The sequence below is a fragment of the Brucella sp. IR073 genome, assembly GCF_049065735.1.
GTDB lineage: Bacteria > Pseudomonadota > Alphaproteobacteria > Rhizobiales > Rhizobiaceae > Paramesorhizobium.
The window spans coordinates 1-21462 of sequence record NZ_JBAKHD010000008.1; the positions used below are offsets into that span (position 1 = coordinate 1).

Here is a 21462-nt window from a genome sequence, read left to right on the forward strand (position 1 = left end):
GGCGTCTGCGAGACGCTCGCCGAAAGCGGGGCGGAAATCCTGCTCGTGCCCAATGGCTCGCCCTATTATCGCGGCAAGGTGGAGGTGCGCCATCAGACGGCGATCAGGCAGGTGATCGAAACCGGGCTGCCGCTCGTCTTCGCCAACCAAGTGGGCGGGCAGGACGAGCTCGTCTTCGACGGCGCGTCCTTCGGCATCGATGCCGACAAGTCGCTGGCCTTCCAGATGTCGGAGTTCGAGGAACAGCTCGCCGTCACCACATGGAAGCGGGAGGAGGGCGGCTGGGTTTGCATCGACGGGCCGATGTCGAAAATCCCTGAGAAGGAAGAGGCCGATTATCTCGCCTGCATGCTGGGCCTGCGCGATTATGTCAACAAGAACGGCTTCAAGAATGTCGTGCTTGGTCTTTCGGGCGGCATCGACTCGGCGCTGTGCGCGGCGCTTGCCGTCGATGCGCTGGGCGAGGAGCGGGTCCATGCGGTGATGCTGCCATACCGCTATACGTCGAAGGATTCGCTTGAGGATGCCGAGGATTGCGCCCGCGCGATCGGCACCCGCTATGACATCGTGCCGATCCATGCGCCGGTGGAAGGGTTCATGCAGGCGCTCGAGCCTTTGTTCGCGGGCACCAAAGAGGACACGACCGAGGAGAACCTTCAGAGCCGGGCTCGGGGCACCATCCTGATGGCGATCTCCAACAAGTTCGGCTCGATGGTAGTGACGACGGGCAACAAATCCGAGATGTCGGTGGGCTATGCCACGCTTTATGGCGATATGAATGGCGGCTTCAACCCGATCAAGGACCTCTACAAGATGCAGGTCTATGCCTTGGCCCGGTGGCGCAATGAAAATGTGCCGCCCACGGCGCTTGGGCCGTCCGGCATTGTCATTCCGCAGAATATCATCGACAAGGCCCCTTCGGCGGAACTGCGGGAGAACCAGACGGACCAGGATTCGCTGCCGCCCTATCCGGTACTCGACGACATCCTCGAATGCCTTGTCGAGAACGAGATGGGCGTGGCAGACATTGCGGCGCGGGGCTACGAGCCCGATTTGGTGCGGCGTATCGAGCATCTGCTGTTTCTTGCCGAATACAAGCGGCGGCAATCGGCGCCGGGGGTGAAGATCACGAAGAAGAATTTCGGACGCGATAGGCGTTATCCTGTTACGAACCGGCATAGGGATAAAGTTTAAGGGGCTGGCTCGGCGCAGTTTCGCCGGGCCAGTCCGGGGGGCTGTTCAAGGGGCGGAGCGCTATGATGCGGACACGGTGAATGGTCCGTCGTGGCGTTCCGCTGTGCTCCCGCTCTTTGCCCCCTCCGCCTAATGAATGCCAGTGACGAATATGCCGGCTGAGACTAGGGCCTGGTGCGCTTCCTCATCCGCTTCGGCAGAAATTTCGCGTTGAGCCATCTTTCAGTGCAAGCTTCTTTACTGACGTTACAAGCCGGTAGCTAATATTTAATTACTGGCCGACCATTTTTTCCTTATACATTATATTTAATTCTTCATTATCCCTCTTTGCCTCCAATTATTTCTAGTATATATTCAGTATATAAGCTTATCATGTAACTGCGTAATCCTCACAAAATTATGCAAGCCAATAATGATAATGCTTCAATGCGCAAAATATGGGAGGGTGTGTATTTCACGTTCGTTTATCGATAGTTCGTCTGATTAATGAGCGCTGGAATACACCATTGTATTTGCGTCGATAGGTTGCAGGAGGCCAAATTGACTGCTTTCGACGTTGGAGATGCATTTCGCGCGCTGAGGGTTCTACATGTCTATAAGACATACCTTCCCGACGATTTCACGGGCGTTGCTCGCGTTATATGGGGGATAGCCGAAGCGCTGGCGAACCAAGGGGTAGAAAGCCATGTCTTGTGCCTGTCGGAGATGCCGGCGGCTTCCCCCATAACCACCGGCCATCATGTGACGCATCAGGTCCGGCAGGATCTTTTCATCGCATCGACCAGCTTGTCATTAGCCTTATTCGGCAAGTTCCATTCACTGCTGAATACGGTTGATGTCGTTCATTATCATTGTCCCTGGCCGATGGCGGATCTGCTCCATCTTACGAACAGACGTATTCCAAGCGTCGTTACCTATCATTCCGACGTCGTAAAGCAGCGGTTCCTCAAGCGTCTCTATGCGCCCCTGCAAACTTGCTTCCTCGGAACGGTCGATCGCATCATCGCGACATCGCCGCATTACGCTGCCTCCAGTCCGATACTCCGACGTCATGCGGACAAAACATCCGTGATTTCAATCGGCATTGGCGACGAACAAACACCCCGATCCCAGACGGTGGCAAAATGGCGGGCGCGGCTTGGAGATAAATTCTTCCTGTTTGTCGGGGCGCTGCGTTATTATAAGGGACTCCCCTTCTTGATCGACGCCGCGCGTGCGACTGGTTTGCCGGTGGTTATTGCCGGCGATGGCCCCTGCAAGCCGGACGATGCCCCCGACAACGTCACTTTCCTTGGCCAAGTTTCTGAGGAAGACAAGATAGCACTGCTGTCCTTATGCCGCGGCTTCGTCTTCCCCTCACATCAGCGTTCGGAAGCCTTCGGTGTTGCACTGCTTGAAGCCGCGCGCGCCGGAAAGCCCATGATCACCTGCGAAATCGGTACGGGCACGAGCTACGTCAACAACAATGGCGAAACCGGACTTGTCGTCCCACCATGCGACTCGGGCGCGCTCGCCGAGGCGATGCGGATCCTCGCCGAGGACGAAGAACTGGCGGCGCGGCTGGGCGCCAAGGCACGCGCACGCTACGAGCGCCTGTTCCAGGCATCGGACATGGGGGCCGCCTATCACCGCGTCTATAGGGAGCTGACCGCGCAACAAAAGAGCCGTGTGCCGAGCAGAACAATGATTCGACGAGCAGAAGCTTGAATTCGCGTGAATGAGTCAAAGTGAGGGAATGTGTTTATTCCAGTTATTATCTGCGGAAGCGAGGCAGAAGCGCGCCTATGGCCCCTGTCGCGCGAGGTTCATCCCAAGCCCTACATCGAACTGCCCAATGGGGGCACGCTCATTGGCCGAACCTATGCTCGTGCGGCCCGGCTTGACGGCGTGGCCCGGATTCTCACTGTAACGAACCGGGAGTTCCTGTTTCGCGCTGTAGACGCCTATGCTGAGGCCAAGGAGAGGGCGGCGAGGGAAAATACCTTTCTTCTCAAGCCGTTAGAGCGTGGTACTGCGGGGGCGGTCGCGCTCGCCGCACTCCACGCGGCCCAAACGGCCGGGCCTGAGGCCATCCTGCTTGTTCTGCCAGCAGATCATCTGCTTCACGACGAAGCGGTCTTCGCGCAAAGCGTAGCGCGAGCACGCGACCTGGCGCAGGATGGCCATATCGTCACATTGGGAGTTGCGCCGGATCGCCCCGATATGGATTTCGATTATCTCGAAACGGATGGTGAGAAGGTCATACGCATTGTCAAGAAGCCGGATCAGGAAACGACAGCTGCCTACATGGCGAGCGGGCGTCATTGCTGGAATTCGGGCATGCTTCTTTTCAAGGCTGGAAACATGCTGGAAGCCATGTCGCGGCATTGCCCGCAAATTCTGGACGCTGCGCGCGCGGCGCTGCAAGCGGCACAAGCTGGTATGCATGGCGGGCATGGGACTTTGGAAATCGCCCGCGAACCGTTCGCTGCCATGCCCGCAGTCTCGATCGAGCATGCGGTGACGGAAAAGGCAGGCAACATGGCCTGCGTAACCCTATCTTGCAGATGGTCGGACATCGGCTCCTTGATCGCGGTTTCAGAGCTGGTCGATGCGGACGGCGAGGGCAACCGCGCCATCGGTGATGTGGTGCTTGATGGCGCGCGCAACTGTTTCGTCCACTCGAAAGACCGCCTCGCTGGTCTAGTTGGAGTGGAAGATCTCCTGGTCATCGATACGCAGGATGCCCTGCTTGTCGCCCATAAGGACAAGGCGCAGGACGTCCAGATCATTTATAACCGGCTCAAGGCCGCAGGCCATGACGCCGCGCAATTGCATCGCACAGTGCATCGCCCGTGGGGCACTTACACCGTGCTTGAAGAAGGCGAGCGCTTCAAGATCAAGCGAATTGTCGTGAAGCCCGGCGGACGGCTGTCGCTTCAGGCGCATCATCACCGCTCCGAACATTGGGTCGTGGTTTCCGGCACCGCGCGGGTCGTCAATGGCGAGACGGAACTTCTGCTGGCGACCAACCAATCCACCTACATTCCCTGCGGCCACCGGCACAGGCTGGAGAATCCCGGTGTTCTGCCACTCGTGCTGATCGAGGTGCAGAGCGGAGACTATCTGGGGGAAGACGATATCGTGCGCTGGGAGGATATATATGGACGGGTATGAGAATGCGGCGGCGCTGCTGAAGCACGACGTCAGCGAAACGGTATCCGCCTGGCCGGCGCATGGGATCCGGCGTGACGATTGGCGGACGCTTCTGGGCCGCGAAATCAACGGAATGCTCAAGCGGCTGGACCTCGCGATCCATCTTGCCTGGAGCGATACGCGCGCACGCTATCGCCGTTCCGTGCTCGGGCCGTTCTGGCTGGTGCTTGGCACGCTGATCGGTGTGGGAGGACTCGGGTTCGTTTGGGGAGCGCTGTTCGATGTGCAGAGAGATATCTTTATCCCGACGCTCAGCATCGGGCTTGTAAGCTGGTATCTCCTGAGCGCGTGCTTTGTGGAAGCGGCATCCGTCTTCTATATGAACCGCGACCTTCTCCTGAACATACCGGTGTCTTCGCTTTTTGTCTCGACGCTGCTTCTGTTTCGACAGTTGATCAATTTCGCCCATAACTTCGTCGTCGTGGTTATCGTCCTGGCGATATACCCCCAGCATCTCTCATTTGCGGCCATCTGGATGTTGCCGGGATTGGTTCTTGTCGGCCTGAACCTGCTGTGCATCATACAATTGGTCGGCTATATAGGCGCGCGTTATCGAGACCTGGCGCCGCTGATTGCGGCAATTATGCAGCCTTTGTTTTTCATTACTCCCGTCCTCTTTCTCCCCAGTCAACTGGGCGCGCGAGCCTTCATCACGGAATTCAATCCGTTCACATACTGGCTCTCCCTTATTCGCGATCCCCTGATGGGGGTGGTCCCTCCTGCAACGACATGGCTGATCGTTATCGCCATGACCATCGCCGGGTGGTCCCTCGCGCTGATCTTGACCGCTTTGAAACGGCAACGTCTTGCCTATTGGGTGAACTAAATGGCTGCTATCGATGTCCTCAACGCCACGGTGGAATATCCGCTTTATCGCGGTGGCAGCATGTCCCTCCGCAACACGCTCGTTTCCGTCGGCACGGGCGGGACGATTTCGCGCGGGGTGCGCGACATTCTGACGGTCAAAGCGCTCGACAACGTGTCGTTTCACTTGCGCGACGGAGATCGCGTTGGTCTGGTCGGCCACAACGGGGCTGGAAAATCCACGCTTCTGCGCACGCTTGCGGGCATTTACACCCCTACTTCAGGAGCCGTGAGAGTCGACGGCAGGGTCTCTACGATCTTCAATCTGGGTGCGGGTCTCGATAGCGAACTTACCGGCTATGAGAACATCGTGCGCATGGGCATGTTTCTGGGAGCGACGAAGGCGCAGGCGCAAAGCTTCATTCCCGATGTGGAGGCCTTTACCGAGCTTGGCGATTTCCTGAATGTCCCCGCTTATACCTATTCAGCAGGCATGTTGACGCGTCTCGCTTTTGCAGTCGCCACAGCCACCAATCCGGAAATTCTTCTGATTGATGAAGTTCTGGGCGCCGGCGATTCCGGGTTTCAGAAAAAAGCGAAGGCCCGGCTGGAAAGCGTCATTAAATCCGCCAAAATCTTTGTACTGGCGTCTCACTCGCAGGAAATGATTGAACTATATTGTAACCGGGTAATACGGTTTGAACATGGGCGCATTATTGAGTTAAGTAAAACTACCAATGTGAACAATTAATATCCGAAAATTGAAATTTAACTCTTGAGCAGAAGAAAAATATTCAATAACATCTAAATAGTAGTAAAATTTTAATCATATGGAGAGGGTAGATGAAGACAGCATTGGTCTGCGGTGCAGGGGGATTCATTGGATCTCATCTTGTGAAAACTCTCAAGAATGAAGGGTTTTGGGTGCGCGGCGTCGACCTTAAATATCCTCCATTCAGCGCAACCGCTGCAGATGACTTCATAATCGCGGACCTTCGCGATCCATATACGTGCAGTCAGGCGGTGGACCGCCGCTTCGATGAAGTCTATCAGCTCGCCGCGGATATGGGGGGGGCCGGTTATATATTCACCGGTGAGAACGACGCCGATATCATGCATAATTCGGCGACCATCAATCTCAATATGCTGGATGCCTGCTATAAAAGAAATGTAAAGCGTATCTTTTATTCTTCTTCGGCCTGCATGTACCCGGCCTACAATCAAGAAGATCCAGATAATCCGAACTGTAAGGAATCCTCCGCTTATCCGGCCGCGCCGGATTCGGAATATGGCTGGGAGAAACTGTTCTCGGAGCGGCTTTATCTGGCTTACAACCGCAATTATGGCATGGAATGCCGTGTCGCGCGGTACCACAATATTTTCGGCCCTGAAGGGACTTGGGAAGGCGGCAAGGAAAAGGCGCCGGCAGCGCTATGCCGCAAGGTGGCCGAGGCGAATTCCGGCGACGAAATAGAGATATGGGGCGATGGAAGGCAAACCCGCTCCTTCCTTTACATCGACCAGTGCGTCAAGGCAACCCTAATGCTGACGCGCTCCGCCTTCGAGGGTCCTGTCAATATCGGCTCGGAAGAAATGGTCACGATCAACAGACTTGCTGAGATGGTGATCGGGATATCCGGGAAGCCACTTAGCCTTCGCCACGTCTGGGGCCCGCAAGGCGTACGCGGACGTAACTCGCATAATGCCCTCATTCGCGAGAAACTGGGCTGGGCTCCCGATGAGGCGCTCATCGAAGGTTTGACGCGCACCTATGCCTGGATCGAGACGCAGGTTGCTAGCAAGCGCGGGCGCAACACTCTTCTGGCGGCGGAGTAAAGTTCATGCCCGGAGAAGTAGCTTTAGAGCAACATCAGGGAAAGCATAAAACGCTTTTCCATCCAGACTTGCTTAAAAACAAAGACCAAACCTGGTTTTCCGATTCGGCCAAAGTACAAGCCGCACCGGCTAGGGACTGTCCGCGGCTGGCGATTGTAGTTCCCTGTTACAATGAAGCGGCGGTTCTGCCTCAGACGATAAGTGCGTTGCGTTCAAAACTGAGCGATCTGGTGAAAGCAAACAAATGTCAATTAGGCAGTTTTCTGCTATTCGTCGATGATGGTTCCCTGGACAGCACATGGGAGTTGATTGTCGCCGCGTCTGCCTCAGCGGAAGGCGTTCCGGTGCGGGGTCTGCGTCTTGGCGTGAATGCTGGCCATCAGGCTGCGTTGTTGGCCGGTTTGTTGAAAGTGGCGGAACATTGTGACGCCGCCGTGAGCATCGACGCTGATCTGCAAGATGATTTGGCCGCGCTTGATGGTATGCTGCCGGCCTATGCGAGTGGTGCGGAACTTGTACTGGGCGTACGGCGCAATCGTGAAACGGATACTTTCTTCAAACGGAACACCGCAGCGTTGTTCTATGCAGGAATGCGTTGGCTGGGCGTCGATCTCGTCGCCCAGCATGCCGATTACCGCCTTATGTCACGTAAGGCACTATCCAACTTGGCCTTGTTTCCAGAATACCACCTCTTTTTGCGCGGTTTGCAAAAGCGGTTGCACCACAAGGTTGCCCTTGTCCACTATAATCGTCTGCCGAGAGCAGCGGGAAGAAGTCAGTATTCCTTACGTAAGATGTTCTCTTTGGCATGGAACGGCGTTACCTCCTTTTCCATCGCTCCCTTGCGCATAATTGCTGGAATGGGCGTCGCCATTTTTCTCATTTCCTGTGTGCTCATGCTCCATGCCCTCCTTGTAACATTGGCCGGGTCTACGGTGCCTGGTTGGGCGTCTACCACCATACCACTCTACGCCATAGGGGGATTGATCCTGCTCAGCCTTGGCGTGGTAGGTGAATATACGGGGAAAATATACTTGGAAGTAAAAAAGCGTCCGCGTTATATTATTGATGACCAGGAGGGATGGAATGAATAGTATAGAAGAAAAAGTGGATTTTGATGATTACGTCGAAAAATACGAACAGCTACTTTCCAACCAGTTATCTTTTTTTGAAAAAGAAAGAGATTATTTTTCATCATACAAAATAGAGTTATGCGCCAGACTTATGCAGAAAAAACCGGCTTCAATTCTTGATTTCGGCTGCGGAATTGGTCTCTCGTTGCCTGAATTGCAGAGAACGTTTGCTGGAAGCACAATATACGCCAGCGATATTTCGGAAAAGAGTGTATTGGAAGTCACCAGGCGCAATCCTGCGGTGCATGCGCTGACGAATGGTGCGTTGGAGGCATATCGCTTCGATCTTATTTATGTAGCGACTGTTATTCATCACGTAGCTCCGCCGGAGCGCCCAGCGCTATTTCAGCGTCTCCGTCAACTGTTGAAGCCAGGTGGGCAACTGTGCATTTTTGAGCACAACCCTTGGAATCCGGTTACGCAACGAATGGTAGCGGACTGCCCTTTCGATACCGATGCGGTCCTGGTTTCTCTTCCCGCGCTGAAACGCGCATTGCATGATGCAGGATTCCGGCATTTCACAGCCGGATATTCCCTCTTTTTCCCTGGTTTTATCAAGGCGTTGCGCCCTCTTGAAAATTGGATGCGCTGGTTACCTCTAGGAGGGCAGTATTATGTCGTCGCCCATTGAAACCACAGTGAACTTACGCCAAAATGCAGGAACGCTCCCGCGCTTTCTCACCACTGGTCTGGCCGTAACTATTGTTGGCTTTGCCGTTATTTTCGCAGCCATGGGCGCTGGGCTTTCCCCTTATTGGAGTAACGCACTGGGTTATGCCGTAGGCTTTATCCTCTCATTTATTCTACAGAAGAACTGGGTTTTCAGTAACCAGGAAGGCACGCTGAACACTTCCGACCCCTCACACGAAGAAAACGGAAACAAAGATACATTTGGGCGATTTGTTATCGCTGCAGCGCTAGCCTACGCTGCCAATTTAGCCGTGTTGCATATCAGTCTGCGAATTGGCCTTTCCCCCGTTTCGGCGCAGCTAATTGCCGCGGTATTTTACACGGCCAGCGGGTATATCTTATCTTCCACATGGGTCTTTAACTCGCAAGCAGAAGGTAGATTTCTTTCTTGGGCGTCGCGAGTTATCACCGCGGAACGCTTGTTATTCGGCATCGCATTTGCCGTACCTATATTTCTTTATCAGATCAACTCCAACTGGCTATATTCCCCTATTGGCTGGATGGACACCATTATGTCGGTTTCAACCGGCTTATATTATTTCATTTTCCCGGATTTCTGGGATTGGCACTATAAGATTTCGCGTTTGCCGCTGATTTTTGTAGAATGGGGACTGCATTTCATGTTCCGCCCGGTTGTGGCTCAGTTGGTATGGAGCTTTGGGTGGATTGGGGCAAATCTTGCAGCAGGATTGTTGCTTTGGCGTCGTCTGTCCTTTCATCGACCTGCGGCATTGGCAATCGTTTTGCTACTGGCGGCCTTTCCGCTTACTACTTCGTCATGGTGGAACGGCGGGTCTGATTATCCCGTTGTAATGAATAGTTCAATTTTCTTGCTAGCATTGGCGCTTTGTGCTGGATGGCGTGGCATCGGAGATTACTGGAGTCCAGCTTTGGTTGGGGCTCTGCTGGGCGCATTGGTGGTAAATTACACAGTCAATCTCCAGATGCTTCCTTATTATTTTCTGTTCGCTGCTGCTGTCGTTTCTATGCGACCTGGCGCGTTTCAAGTAAATTTTCGCTATGCAATACTGTGGGGGGCGGTTGGCGTCGGAATATTCTTTTTGTGTGGTATGTGTTTTGCTGCTTTGGCCGGGCGAAATCCCTTCTTTATTTACCCAGGATTTGAAATCGCATTCCGTTTTATCACCACTTCAGAGGGTGAGATTTGGCATCAGCCATTAACTTGGGAGTTGTTCCGGCAACATGCCAATCTAGGGTTTCTATTCGCTTGGGTCGCACCGGCATTGCTAGAAGGGTTGCGCCTTTGGCGCGCCGGAGCATGGCGGACATCAGAGCGGCTCAAACTTGCGCTTCATTTCGGCTATGTAATGCAGTTACTCTCCTGGATATTCTGGCATTTAGAGGGACAGACAGCCTTAATCCCCAGCTATTATACCTACCCACTCTACGTGCCGGCTATCCTTTCCATAGCAGCTTTGATGGATAGCCATCTACCGCGTTTGGAATCGCGTGCAAGCCTTTTGGTACTTGCTCTTTTTGCGGCGGTAGCCATTCTCCTCGCGCTTCCTAATGCAGGTACGCTGCAAGAAAGACCTATGAAATTCCTTGGGTCGCCGGCCATTAACACAGCCGTGGCTTTCTTGGTTTTTGCTCTAGCTGTATGGCTCCTCCCGCGATTTCTGGGCAAGCGAAATCCGCTTTCCCTCTTCTTATCTATACTTGTGCTGGTGGCGGCTATGACTATGACCGCAACACCCTCGCAATATAGACCAACACAGTGCACCTTGTATCGGGATTTCACCAATCTTCTAGTTGAATCCCAGCAAAGCCTCATGCGACAGGTAGATCGCCCAAACAAAATCCTCGTCACAGTAGACCAAAATGAGAAGATGCCGGAGATAGAAGGTCCCTGTGCTATCCTCACAAAAGGAAGGTGGGAGGGGAAAGTTGTGACAGTTGCTCACAGTTTTCTCATGGCTGGGTGGACAAAACTTGGATCGCCGGAACGCTGGGGGCCGCCGTTTGATCAAATGGAAGATTTGCCGCTGAACATGCTACGCGAGAAGTACAGCGCAAACGACTTATTGATTGCTGCCGTCGCCGGCCCGCAAAGCAAAACGGTGGAACGATTGCAAGCCCGCTTCAAGGAGGCTGGTATCACCCTTACCCCAGTGGAACTGATCTCTGCCGGGCGAGATGTCCCACTGCCTTCCATCTATGTTTTTCGTCCGCACCTGAATTGACTTCAAATTTTACGAGAGGGTTATCATGCAAGAAGGTCAAAATCCGCGTCTTTCTGTCATCGGCCTTGGCAAGCTGGGCGCGCCCATGGCAGCCGTGTTCGGCGCCAAGGGATTTGAGGTCATCGGGGTCGATTTGAACGAGTCGTTCGTCAACGCCATCAATGAAGGGCGAGCGCCGGTAGAAGAGCCGGAACTACAGGAGTATCTCGACCGGGCGCAGGGCCGGGTGCGGGCAACGCTCGATATTGGCAAGGCGATACAGGAAAGCGACGCAAGCTTTATCATCGTGCCCACCCCTTCAGGAAGTGATCGTCTGTTTTCCAACCGTTATGTCATCGAAGCGGTTGAGCAGATCGGCAGCGCCCTGCGCCATAAGCAGGGCTATCATCTGGTCGTCGTCACCAGCACTGTGATGCCGGGCTCCACCGGCGGTCCGATCCGTCAGGCGCTGGAGCGTGCCTCGGGGCGCACGGTCGGGCAGGATCTGGGTTTATGTTATAGTCCGGAGTTCATTGCGCTCGGCTCGGTCGTGCGCGACATGCTCAATCCCGACATGCTGCTGATCGGAGAATCGGACGAGCGCGCCGGTGCGATGCTGGAGGCTATTTATCGCCGTTCGGTTCAGAGCAAGCCCGAATTTCATCGCATGAATTTCGTCAATGCGGAACTGTGCAAGATTTCGGTCAATACCTTCGTCACCACGAAGATTTCCTATGCTAATATGATCGCCGACATGTGCGATCATTTGCCCGGCGCCGATGCCGATGTGGTGACGCGCGCAGTGGGGGCGGACAGCCGTATCGGCCGCAAATATCTGAAACCGGCGATCGGCTATGGCGGACCGTGCTTCCCGCGTGACAACAAGGCTTTTGCCGCGCTGGGGCGCAAGCTTGGCGTCGATTGTATGCTGGCCGAGGCTACCGACCACATCAACGAACATCAACTCCAACGCTTGATGCGCGCGGTGGAGGCATCCGTCGAGCCCGCCGGGCGCGTCGCCATTCTGGGGCTGTCCTATAAGCCTCATACGGGCGTCATTGAGGAAAGCCAAGGCGTGATGCTGGCCGCGCGGTTATCCAAAGCCGGTTTCCGTGTGGCCGTTCATGATCCGCTCGCCATGTCGGCAGCGCATGCGGTGCTGAACGGAGCCGTTACGATGGCCGGGACGCCGGAAGAGGCGCTCATGGCGAGCGAGGCGGCAATCATCATGACACCCTGGCCGCAATTCAAGGAGATCGTCTGGACCGCGGGGCTGCCGACAGAGGCGCAGCGCACGGTCATCGATCCCTGGGGCATCGTCATGAAGACGGCGGGAATACGCCTGATCCGTCTCGGCACTGGCGATTGGCATACCGCGGACAATGAGCCGCCCTACCGCACAGAACGCGCCGAACAGCGTAACGAAGCGTAAGAAGGAAATTCAGCGTGCTGTCCATCGTACTTTATGGCCGCAACGACAACTACGGATACAACCTGCATAAGCGCGCGGCGTTGAGTCTCAATTGTATGGCGCAGATCCTCTCCGATCCGGACGATGAGATTCTGTTTGTAGATTACAACACACCCGACGACTTCCCCACTTTTCCCGAGGCGATCGCCGATACGCTGACGGAAAAGGCAAAGCAGCACTTGCGCATCCTCCGGGTGCGTCCCTCCGTGCATGAACGTTTTGCGGCGCGCACGCAGCTGAAAGCGCTGGAGCCTGTAGCGCGCAATGTCGCTGTGCGGCGCTCCAATCCGGCCAATCGCTGGATTCTCTCCACCAACACGGACATGATCTTCGTGCCGCGCCGGGAACAGACTCTGACCGATATCGTGCGCGATCTGCCCGAAGGCTATTACGGCATTCCTCGCTTTGAAGTGCCCGAAACCCTTTGGGAGATGCTGGACAGGCGCGATCCCGCAGCTGTGATTGAGAGTGTGGGGCGTTGGGGTTGGGAACTGCACCTCAACGAAATCGTCACAACCATGAAGCCGTTCCTATTTGACGGGCCAGGCGATTTCCAGCTCATGATGCGCTCGGATTTATTCTCTATTCATGGTTTTGACGAGAACATGCTGCTGGGCTGGCATGTCGATGCCAACATCGCCAGACGAATAAGCATGATCCGTGGCGATATAGGCGTTTTATCGGACCAGGTGTTCGGTTATCACTGTGACCATACGCGGCAAGTCACACCGATGCACAGAAGCAATGCCGCCCAAAACGACTACGATCGCTTTTTTTATTTGGTAAAACAACCGCATCTACCGGAACAAGCAGAAAACTGGGGTTGCGTCGGCGATGAGATCGAAGAAGTTCAGATTTCATCGCTGGAAAAGAGCAGCTACCATTTTGCGTTGGGGACGCTGCGCCAGTCGCCGCTTAATGTTCCATTGCAAAGCGCTTACGCGAGCGATACCTATAATTCGAGCGGCTATGTGCCGGAGCATGTACTGCCCTTTCTGCTTGATCTCTTTACTTCGGTGCCGCGCCATTGGAAAGTCGCATGGCTGGGCGCGCCGGGCAAGATGTTGTCCTTATTCGTCGAGGGATTGCGCACGCATGGCTTTGCTGCGCCGGTATGGGTGCATGCAAGCGTGGCAAAGGACTTGCCAAGCCACCTGGCCGATTTGGTCACGCCTTCCACATTCGATGATATCGCCTCGCAGGCCGATGTCTTCATCTTCGATATTTCTCAGGGCGATGGCGCGCCGCTTGCTTTATCGTCTATTCAGGGGCGGCTTCTCTCCCGCTTCTTGACCGAAGCCTTTCAGATTCTGATCGACGCGGAGAAAAGCCGGTTGGGTGAGGGGGCCGCGCCCCGGCGATTTGTTGGGATCAACGCGATTCACAATGCATTTGAGGGTTTGTGGAGCGAGCAGGTCAACTGCGCCAAAACCCCGTTCAGTGTCCGGATCCGGCACGGCTTCCTTTTCAAGACGGAGTTCGGGGCGCAACCAAGAGAGACTATCCCATTGCCGGGTGTTCTGGCCCGTTTTCCTTATGACAAACGGCATGACTTCGGAGCACAGATATCTGTCGATCCAATCGCTGAGGGCATCAGGCTTCAGCCGGCCGAAGCCGGCCTTCTCCAGGAGGGTGGCGCACTTCAACCTGTGGGTGCTGTCGGCCTGCTCGCACGTTCCGGTCCTTTTTCATTGCCGTCAGGGCAATACAGAATTGAGGTAGAAACCGCTGCTGTCCGCCCGCTGGAGCAAAAGCAAAATTGGCTTCAGCCGCGGCTTTATAAAATCATAATGCAAACTCGCCGTCTTCTCGGTCCGCGTCTCGAACGGCGCGTTCGGCGCACAGGAAAACGACTGTTGGGACGAAAGCTGGCGGGGGAATTCAAAGCTTTTCTAATGCGGCAAGTGTGGCCCCCGCGGATCCAGCCGTCGCAGCTGCCGTTCGCGATCATCGAGATGGATATTTCTGCCGGAGACAGACAACTGGCCCGCGCCCGCGTGATCGGGTCGGAGATTTTGAATTCTCCTCACATCCTTGATTTCGACGTCGAGGCCCCACCAAACGGGAAGATGTCGAATATTCTTTTTTCCATCAGAACAAACGGCCATGGAACGTTCTCCGTTACCGGTATCAATATTAAGCGCATGGCCGCTCTGCCCACTGAACAGCAGGATGACCTTCCGCCAGATAAGCAGGATGTCCGGCAATATCGAGAAGCAGTCAGTATCTGAAGCAGACAGTATTCAAAGAGTAGGGACTTTCAGCATGGCCTTAATCGAACGAACTGGCTTTGCAAACTATGCGGCGCCGATGGTCGAACGGTTTACACTTCTCGATATTGGCTGCTCCGGCGGCATTGGGGAATACTGGCGTGTGTTCGATAGCAAGCTGGAATGTCATGGATTCGACCCGAGTATAGAGAGCATCGAACTATTGCGCGGGTCGGAAAAATCCCCTCTCGTTCATTATCATTCCGGCTTTGTCATTGGTGATGATCCCGCGCAAGACAGTATGCCCGGCCGCAATCCATGGAATAATTTGGCGATTTGTGAAACGCGCCAAATAAGACTTAAGCGGCGCGAAGCAGCGGCGGATGTCGACAAGGCGACCTCTGGCGATTGGTCCCTTGCGGCTCTTTCATCCGATAAAATCCATTTGCCTACCTTTTTGCGGGAAAATTCTTTCAACGACGTTGATTTCATCAAGATCGATGTGGATGGTCATGACTTCGAAATTCTGAAATCGATGAAAGCAGCTTTCTCCGATTATCGAGTGCTTGGAGTTCGTATGGAGGTCAATTGGATTGGTTCCGGCAATCCAAATGAACATTCGTTTCACAATACGGATTGCTTTCTACGCAAATGCGGTTTTGATTTATTTGGTCACGAGACGCTCACTTATTCCATGGCGGCGCTGCCCATACGATATTGTCGTGCTCATCCCTCTGATAGCATTAAAGGGCGTCCGCTTCAGGGAGACGCTGTTTACCTTCGCGATTTAACTGCGCCTGAAATGGAAAAACTTGCGGAGAGTTATTCTGCTGATAAGTTGTTGAAGCTGGCTATTCTGTTTTCTATGGCGCATAATCCTGACTCGGCAGCAGCCATTCTTGTGAAATTCAGAGATCGTCTCTCTAGTCTCGTCGATATTACACAAGCGCTTGACCAGCTTGTGGTAGAGGCAGGCTGGAACAACTTAACCTACCAGGAACTTAGAACGCGTTTCGAGGAGGATTGGGAGGGTTTGTATAATGCGCGAACATAATCTCCCCCTCCTAATGTAAAATTAGAAGCCGCCAGACGCGTAGATCCCTTGTGAGTGCCGGTGAAGAGATGACGATGCAAAATACGACGAATTTACTTGTGAAAAAAGTGGCCACGATGCCGCTGAATAATTTCATGGTGCGTCCGGAATGGGCTGCCGCGGGGGCCCATTGCGCATATTCAGGCGATCAACTTGAAATAAGGGGAACGTCCGCTCCGTGGGAATACAGTGCCGCCATAAAATTTTATATTTCACCAGTCATACTAAAAAGTCACATAGATTTATTCCTGCGAGTCCGTATTTCGGATGTAAAAAATAATGGCAGCGTTGCTCTAATTGATTTGGAATCGAATACTATCTATGAGGAAATTTCTTTATGGGAAACAGAAGGGGAAGTCGACATTGATTTTATCATAAATCCGATATCATCCCTTCCGAGCCATTTACTTATACGAAATGGTTTCCTGGCGTCGTCATCGCTGGTTATTCATTCGTTGAACGTCATGGCATTCTCGGCTGGCCATACTTTTCGATTTTAGTAATGGAAAAACCAAGAAAAGAAGAGTAAATATTTATTGATATTCTTTGTTCGCAATCAGCGGGAGAAGGCGAAATGCTTATCGAAGCAACCAATGTGTTCGGGGCGCTGAAAGAGGCGGGGGGCGGCCGGATCGATAATACTGGCCTTATCCACGTGCCGTCTGAAATCTGGTCTTATGCGGCTTTATGGCCTGTTCATACGGCCAAATCCGGCCCAATGACCATCATGCTTGAGCTTGAAGAAGGGGATGGCGGCCATATCGGCTTGATGTGCGTCGATGAAACATTGAGCATAGCCGTATCAGAAGAAGTCTTTGTGCGGTCTGACAAGGCGCGGCGGGTAGAAATCAACGTTCCCGCGATCGAGAAGGTCAAGGCCCTGGTCCTGCGGAAGGGGCCCGGAGACGAGAAACCCACCAAGGTGCGCCCCGGCAGACCGACGCTGGTGAAAAAAACCGACTTGCGAGTGGAAAATCCGTCACTCGCAACTCCATCATCCCGCTATAAATTCGACAATCCCTCTGATCTTCGCGAGGAAATAAAATATCGCAACCTGGATACACAAATTTACCTTGAAACGCAGATAAAAGATATCGTTGCCGCCGTTAGCAGAGAGGACATCATTGCTGCCCTTCCAGACGATCTTTGGCAGCAAAATTATGCTCTCAACTGGTGGGAATATTATCACCGGAGCGACGTGTTGTCTTCTCGTCCCTGGAAGCTGATGCTGCCGATTGCGGATCTTTGCAATGCGCGCTGCACCTTTTGCAATTCGTGGCTTGACGGACGCAATGTGCTGACACCGGCCCAGCTGGAACGCTATGCCGAGATTCTTCCCTATGCACATGAGATCGGTATTGAAGGGCATGGAGAGCCGCTGGCCAACCCCCATATCGATACGATATTGAAGCGCGTCGCGGAATTGACGGACAGCAGGGCGCAATCCTACATTATTTCCAATGGCATGTTCCTGAAGCGCCGGCTGCAGGCTTTGCTGGATGCCAGGATTACCACGTATAATTTCAGCTTGAATGCAGCATCCAACGAGACCCATCATAAGGTTATGGGATTGGGTGAGGATGCGCTCGATACGGTCCTTGATGCTGTGCGCGAGATCGTGCGCCAGCGTGAGCGGGATCCGCGGATCCTGGTTACCGTTTCCATGGTGCTGACGCGGGATAATTTCCATGAGACCGCCGATTTTATTCGGCTGGCTAATGATCTCGGCGTCGATTGGGTCTATCTGCGAACCCTCATTCCAGCCCAGCATTTGAAAGCCGGCCTGAATTACCATCTCTTGCCGCCTATTCTGCATCCGGATTTCGAGAAACTGAAAGCCGAGGCATTGGCGGTCGCGGCGGAGTCGAAAGTGCACATCGAAATGCAGCCGGAGACATGGCATGTCGACGCTCTCCCGAAACAGATCCGGGCTGATGCGGCGGCCGGGCGTATTCCTTTCGTCACCAGAGAGCAGGCGCTGAAAGACAGGGATATCCGCAATACATTTAAAAGTGACTATGAACAGACCAAAGGCTATGGCCGTTACGTGCCTGAAGTTGAAAGTGGGTATTACGATCCATTTGGACGTTCTGCGCCGTTCAGCTGTCAGTTTATTTATCAGCAGTTCAGAACAAGCGAACTGACCTTTCGTGCCTCGCCATGTTGCTACATGACGCATGTGCCGGGCCATGAAAAGGTGGTCTTTGACGGCACACGCCCGTTCATGGACTATTGGAATTCCATCGCCTTCGTCAATCTTCGCCGCAGGCTGCGGGACGGGCCGCTTTATGCAAACTGCCTGTCCTGTCCGATGCAGGGGTAATGTGAAGACGTTCTGCCGCTGTGGATTACCGGCGCGGCGCGAGTAATTGTATTTGTGGAGAACTGAGTTATGCTCGACCAGCAAATGCACAAGACGGCCGATCTCTCTGCCTTTCTTCATCTGCCGGTCATTCATAGCCTGGTACCAAGCGGAGAACCTATTTCCCTCACCGCTTATTATCCGTCTTTTGCTGATTATTATCCCGAAGCGGAACTGCAAACGAAGCGCTGGTTTGTCGAGCATGCCAGTCGCGATTGGATCATTGCCGATATCGGCGCCAATGTTGGCATGTATACGCTGCTGTTTTCCCGCCTCGCGCCCGAGGGCCGCGTTCATGCTTTTGAACCGACACAGACAGCGGAGCTCTTGCGCCGCAATATCGAGGCAGCAGGGTGCGAGAACGTCTTCGTTCACCAGGTTGCGCTGGGCGCAGTGGAGGGAGCACGCGAAGAGCCGATTTATCGCCTATGGGGAAGCGCGCCGGAAAAGCAGGTCTACGACTTCATCACACTCGATGCTTTCGTCGCAGCACACGGGATTAACCGTCTGGATTGCATCAAGATCGATGTCGATGGATTTGACCTGGAGGTGTTGAAAGGTGCTGCCCAGACATTGCGACGGTTCAATCCATGGCTGCTGGTCGAGATCAATCATGCCCTTGCCACGCGCGGTCAATCTGTCAGCGAGGCGCTGCTATGGCTCGCCGGTCAGGGCTATACCTCGGCGCTGGTTCTAGATCAGGACAACTTTCTTCTGAAGCGCGGCGAGGGCGGCACGCCGGGAACGCTGAGCCTTACCTTCGACCGCGATCCGATCCTGATGCCAGCGGCCTTCGCACCGGGGAACCCATTGCCTGACCTGCTGAAAGAGGCGCCAGCCATGTGCAACGGCGCCGGATTTCGGGACGACGGGGTGTTGCGGGTGCCCGGCCCGAATTGGTCCTATGCAGCGTCCTGGCCGGTCACGGCTCCGCCGCCATTGGGGCCACTCGTCATAGACGTGACGCTTGAAGTTCTCTCGGGCACGGTGGGCATCGGCTGCCTTGCTGATATGACAACCTATCTCGGCAAGGAAGTGGCCGTTTCAATGGCTCCCGGCTTGCAGACCGCGCGGGTTACTGCGTTCGATGGCGCTGAGGTGCGGCATGTCATACTGCGCAGCAATGAGAGTGAAGGTCGCGAAAGCCTGGTGCGCGTCCATAGCCTGTCCGCCGCGCAAGCTATTCCCGCAACGACTGCCATGGCGCCGCTTCTGCGTGCCGGCATCCGGCATTTCAATCTTGATCAAGTGGCCGATCCGTCTACGTTAGCGACACCGGCGCGGGACATTTCTATTCTGCCGGTATCGGAACTCGGTGCAGCGCTGGGATTTGCCGCGCCCTATGTTCCGAAAAAAATGCTTTATCGCTATGCGCCGATGGAGCTTAACTCGGAAGTGGCTGACATTTATCGCTTTTTTTATCGTCAATTTCAGCCCAGCCGCCATTTGGAATTCGGTACACGAGAGGGAGTTGGTGTCGTCTTGTGCGCCGAGTCCTGCGATGCCGAAATCTGGACCGTCAATCTGCCCGGAGGTGAACGCGGTGCGTCGGGTGCCCCGCTTTATTCGGACCCTGGCGGCGATATCAAGGATGCGGGCCATTGGATCGGCTGGCGTTACCGGGAGGCGGGCTTCAGTGATCGCGTGCATCAGTTGCTGATGGACAGCCGCGATCTCCCGGTTTCTGAATTTGGCGAAGGTTTTTTTGACAGTATCCTGATCGATGGCGGCCATGAGCCGGACGTTGTGGCGAGCGACACAGATAAAGCGCTGAACCTGGCCAGAAGTGGCGGTCTGATCATGTGGCACGATTTCTGCCCCGAGCCGGAAACGTTTAAAACCAGCACTTCCGTAAACGGCGTGGTGCGCGCCTGGAACGCCAATTACGACCGCTGGCGCCCGAAGCTGGACCGCTTGTACTGGCTGCGACCGAGCTGGCTGCTTATAGGGATAAGAAAATGAATTTATCGATCAAGGCCGAGGGAACAGACGTCACGGCGGTTCACTCCGAACAATTGTTCATTTCCGCAGCGCCCATACCTGCGGGCTCCGGAGAAATCGACGAAACCGGAGCCGTGCGCCTTCCAGCCAAGGCTTGGGAATATGGCGCGTTCTGGCGCTTGAACGAGAGTGGCGAAGGACCCGCCGTCATTTCGCTTGAAGTCCAAGTCGAGGGCGGGGATATCGGTCTGCTCTGCGTGGATGAAACGCTCAGCAATCCCGTTGCGCCGGAAATCTTCGTGCAGCCCGGCGCTGGACAGACTCCGCGTGTGCTCGTGCCGGCGATGGAGAAAGCCGCAGCGCTCGTTATCCGCAAGGGGCCGTCAATTGCCCAACCGACGACAGTTCGCGTTGACGTTCCGCGTATCGAGCTTGATGTGGAAGATGATACGCGAGCAAACTCCTCTGGTAACGGCCATCACAATTCCGAAGCACCATTTCAGTCTCCATATCCCCTAGCGGCAAAATTCTGGAAGCCTTCCCTAAATGATACGCAGACGAATTTTCTGAGTGCCGCGCCCTTTGCTGGACACGCATTTGCCGTGGTGAGTTGGGGGTGCGCAGCAACACACTGGCTTGCTTGGGCACTGAACGCGCATCCAGACATTTTTTGCGAACATCATGTGAATCCCTTGATGACCGGGCTGGACATAATATCTCGTCCTCTTGACGGTCTGGAATATCTACGTCTCCTCCTTATCGACAAGCACTCCTATAAGGCTGTCGGTGACGTCCATGGCATCGCCCGGCATGAGATAAATGCTCTACGTGAAACGCTGGGCGATGATTTTGGATGCGCCATACTCGTCCGTGAACCTTTGGCGCGTGTGCGCAGCCAGTTAGCCCGATTCTCATATCAGGGGGGGGCAAATAACTCAGACTATGTTGATAGCCTCGCTGCTGCCGCCGATCTCGATCCTCAGGCACTGACGACCAAACAACTGGACCGCTTACATGGCATCAACATGCTAAACGCCATCATCGAGGAGGAAGCGACGGGAGCGCGCATTTTCCGCATGGAGGACATAACCCGCGATCCATCAGCCTTCACCGATCTGGTCACTGAAATCACCAAGGGCAAAATTGCCTGCGATTCCAGTTGGGTCGAGACTGTTCTTAATAGGCCGCGTCCTAATGTACATGGCCCGACCCCGGTGGAGCTTGATGACTGGACAATGACCATGCTCGGCCGGGTGGTCAAAAAGGAGGCGTGGGCCATCTACGCGAAACTCGGATATCCGGTCCCGGAAGCTGTCGTTTAAACGGCGCTCGGCTTGCATGCCAAACGGC

General features: G+C 54.5%; 16 protein-coding genes. All 16 read left to right on the forward strand.

The genetic code is table 11. The features are described from left to right. Nucleotides 1–1194, forward strand: a 1194-nt coding sequence (locus tag ACOWVG_RS15950; protein ID WP_420963310.1) for an NAD+ synthase, incomplete at its 5' end; no start/stop codon positions are given. Nucleotides 1195–1770: 576 nt separating this feature from the next. After that, the gene (locus tag ACOWVG_RS15955) at nucleotides 1771–2901 is read left to right on the forward strand and encodes a glycosyltransferase (RefSeq protein ID WP_420963440.1); all 1131 of its coding nucleotides are present in this window, start codon (nucleotides 1771–1773) and stop codon (nucleotides 2899–2901) included. Between the two features lie 30 nt (nucleotides 2902–2931). Continuing rightward, on the forward strand, nucleotides 2932–4350 hold the full coding sequence (locus ACOWVG_RS15960) for a mannose-1-phosphate guanylyltransferase/mannose-6-phosphate isomerase (RefSeq protein WP_420963311.1): 1419 nt from the start codon (nucleotides 2932–2934) through the stop codon (nucleotides 4348–4350). Beyond that, on the forward strand, nucleotides 4337–5215 hold the full coding sequence (locus ACOWVG_RS15965; RefSeq protein WP_420963312.1) for an ABC transporter permease: 879 nt from the start codon (nucleotides 4337–4339) through the stop codon (nucleotides 5213–5215). The genes ACOWVG_RS15960 and ACOWVG_RS15965 overlap by 14 nt, the downstream gene beginning before the upstream one ends. Further along, complete coding sequence (locus ACOWVG_RS15970; RefSeq protein ID WP_420963313.1) at nucleotides 5216–5944, forward strand: ABC transporter ATP-binding protein; 729 nt, start codon at nucleotides 5216–5218, stop codon at nucleotides 5942–5944. A gap of 92 nt (nucleotides 5945–6036) precedes the next feature. Further along, the gene (locus ACOWVG_RS15975) at nucleotides 6037–7029 is read left to right on the forward strand and encodes an NAD-dependent epimerase/dehydratase family protein (RefSeq protein ID WP_420963314.1); all 993 of its coding nucleotides are present in this window, start codon (nucleotides 6037–6039) and stop codon (nucleotides 7027–7029) included. A gap of 5 nt (nucleotides 7030–7034) precedes the next feature. Beyond that, entirely contained in the window at nucleotides 7035–8123 is a 1089-nt protein-coding gene (locus ACOWVG_RS15980; RefSeq protein ID WP_420963315.1) for a glycosyltransferase family 2 protein, read from the forward strand. After that, nucleotides 8116–8793 (forward strand): methyltransferase domain-containing protein, encoded by a 678-nt coding sequence (locus tag ACOWVG_RS15985; RefSeq protein WP_420963316.1) that lies wholly within the window; start codon nucleotides 8116–8118, stop codon nucleotides 8791–8793. Before ACOWVG_RS15980 ends, ACOWVG_RS15985 begins: the two co-directional genes overlap by 8 nt. Further along, a complete protein-coding gene (locus ACOWVG_RS15990; protein ID WP_420963317.1) occupies nucleotides 8777–11056 on the forward strand; it encodes a GtrA family protein in 2280 nt (759 codons plus the stop codon). The genes ACOWVG_RS15985 and ACOWVG_RS15990 overlap by 17 nt, the downstream gene beginning before the upstream one ends. A gap of 25 nt (nucleotides 11057–11081) precedes the next feature. After that, nucleotides 11082–12467 carry a UDP-glucose dehydrogenase family protein gene (locus tag ACOWVG_RS15995; RefSeq protein ID WP_420963318.1) on the forward strand — a complete coding sequence of 462 codons (1386 nt, stop codon included), beginning with the start codon at nucleotides 11082–11084 and terminating at the stop codon, nucleotides 12465–12467. Between the two features lie 14 nt (nucleotides 12468–12481). Continuing rightward, a complete protein-coding gene (locus tag ACOWVG_RS16000; protein ID WP_420963319.1) occupies nucleotides 12482–14737 on the forward strand; it encodes a hypothetical protein in 2256 nt (751 codons plus the stop codon). After that, nucleotides 14703–15770, forward strand: coding sequence for an FkbM family methyltransferase (locus ACOWVG_RS16005; protein WP_420963320.1), 1068 nt, complete (start codon nucleotides 14703–14705; stop codon nucleotides 15768–15770). Before ACOWVG_RS16000 ends, ACOWVG_RS16005 begins: the two co-directional genes overlap by 35 nt. 74 nt (nucleotides 15771–15844) lie before the next feature. Continuing rightward, nucleotides 15845–16309, forward strand: coding sequence for a hypothetical protein (locus ACOWVG_RS16010; protein ID WP_420963321.1), 465 nt, complete (start codon nucleotides 15845–15847; stop codon nucleotides 16307–16309). A gap of 74 nt (nucleotides 16310–16383) precedes the next feature. Beyond that, a complete protein-coding gene (locus ACOWVG_RS16015) occupies nucleotides 16384–18132 on the forward strand; it encodes a radical SAM protein (RefSeq protein WP_420963322.1) in 1749 nt (582 codons plus the stop codon). A gap of 69 nt (nucleotides 18133–18201) precedes the next feature. Continuing rightward, nucleotides 18202–20133 carry an FkbM family methyltransferase gene (locus tag ACOWVG_RS16020; RefSeq protein ID WP_420963323.1) on the forward strand — a complete coding sequence of 644 codons (1932 nt, stop codon included), beginning with the start codon at nucleotides 18202–18204 and terminating at the stop codon, nucleotides 20131–20133. Beyond that, nucleotides 20130–21434: a hypothetical protein gene (locus tag ACOWVG_RS16025; protein WP_420963324.1), complete on the forward strand. Its 1305-nt coding sequence runs from the start codon at nucleotides 20130–20132 to the stop codon at nucleotides 21432–21434. Before ACOWVG_RS16020 ends, ACOWVG_RS16025 begins: the two co-directional genes overlap by 4 nt. Nucleotides 21435–21462 lie beyond the last annotated feature (28 nt).

Bases quoted from the DNA above. Each gene is read 5' to 3' on its own strand.
- ACOWVG_RS15970 (WP_420963313.1), top strand. From the start codon at position 5,216: ATGGCTGCTATCGATGTCCTCAACGCCACGGTGGAATATCCGCTTTAT.
- ACOWVG_RS15995 (WP_420963318.1), top strand. From the start codon at position 11,082: ATGCAAGAAGGTCAAAATCCGCGTCTTTCTGTCATCGGCCTTGGCAAG.
- ACOWVG_RS15975 (WP_420963314.1), top strand. From the start codon at position 6,037: ATGAAGACAGCATTGGTCTGCGGTGCAGGGGGATTCATTGGATCTCAT.
- ACOWVG_RS15985 (WP_420963316.1), top strand. From the start codon at position 8,116: ATGAATAGTATAGAAGAAAAAGTGGATTTTGATGATTACGTCGAAAAA.
- ACOWVG_RS16005 (WP_420963320.1), top strand. From the start codon at position 14,703: ATGTCCGGCAATATCGAGAAGCAGTCAGTATCTGAAGCAGACAGTATT.
- ACOWVG_RS16010 (WP_420963321.1), top strand. From the start codon at position 15,845: ATGCAAAATACGACGAATTTACTTGTGAAAAAAGTGGCCACGATGCCG.
- ACOWVG_RS16015 (WP_420963322.1), top strand. From the start codon at position 16,384: ATGCTTATCGAAGCAACCAATGTGTTCGGGGCGCTGAAAGAGGCGGGG.
- ACOWVG_RS16025 (WP_420963324.1), top strand. From the start codon at position 20,130: ATGAATTTATCGATCAAGGCCGAGGGAACAGACGTCACGGCGGTTCAC.
- ACOWVG_RS15965 (WP_420963312.1), top strand. From the start codon at position 4,337: ATGGACGGGTATGAGAATGCGGCGGCGCTGCTGAAGCACGACGTCAGC.
- ACOWVG_RS16020 (WP_420963323.1), top strand. From the start codon at position 18,202: ATGCTCGACCAGCAAATGCACAAGACGGCCGATCTCTCTGCCTTTCTT.
- ACOWVG_RS15990 (WP_420963317.1), top strand. From the start codon at position 8,777: ATGTCGTCGCCCATTGAAACCACAGTGAACTTACGCCAAAATGCAGGA.
- ACOWVG_RS15980 (WP_420963315.1), top strand. From the start codon at position 7,035: ATGCCCGGAGAAGTAGCTTTAGAGCAACATCAGGGAAAGCATAAAACG.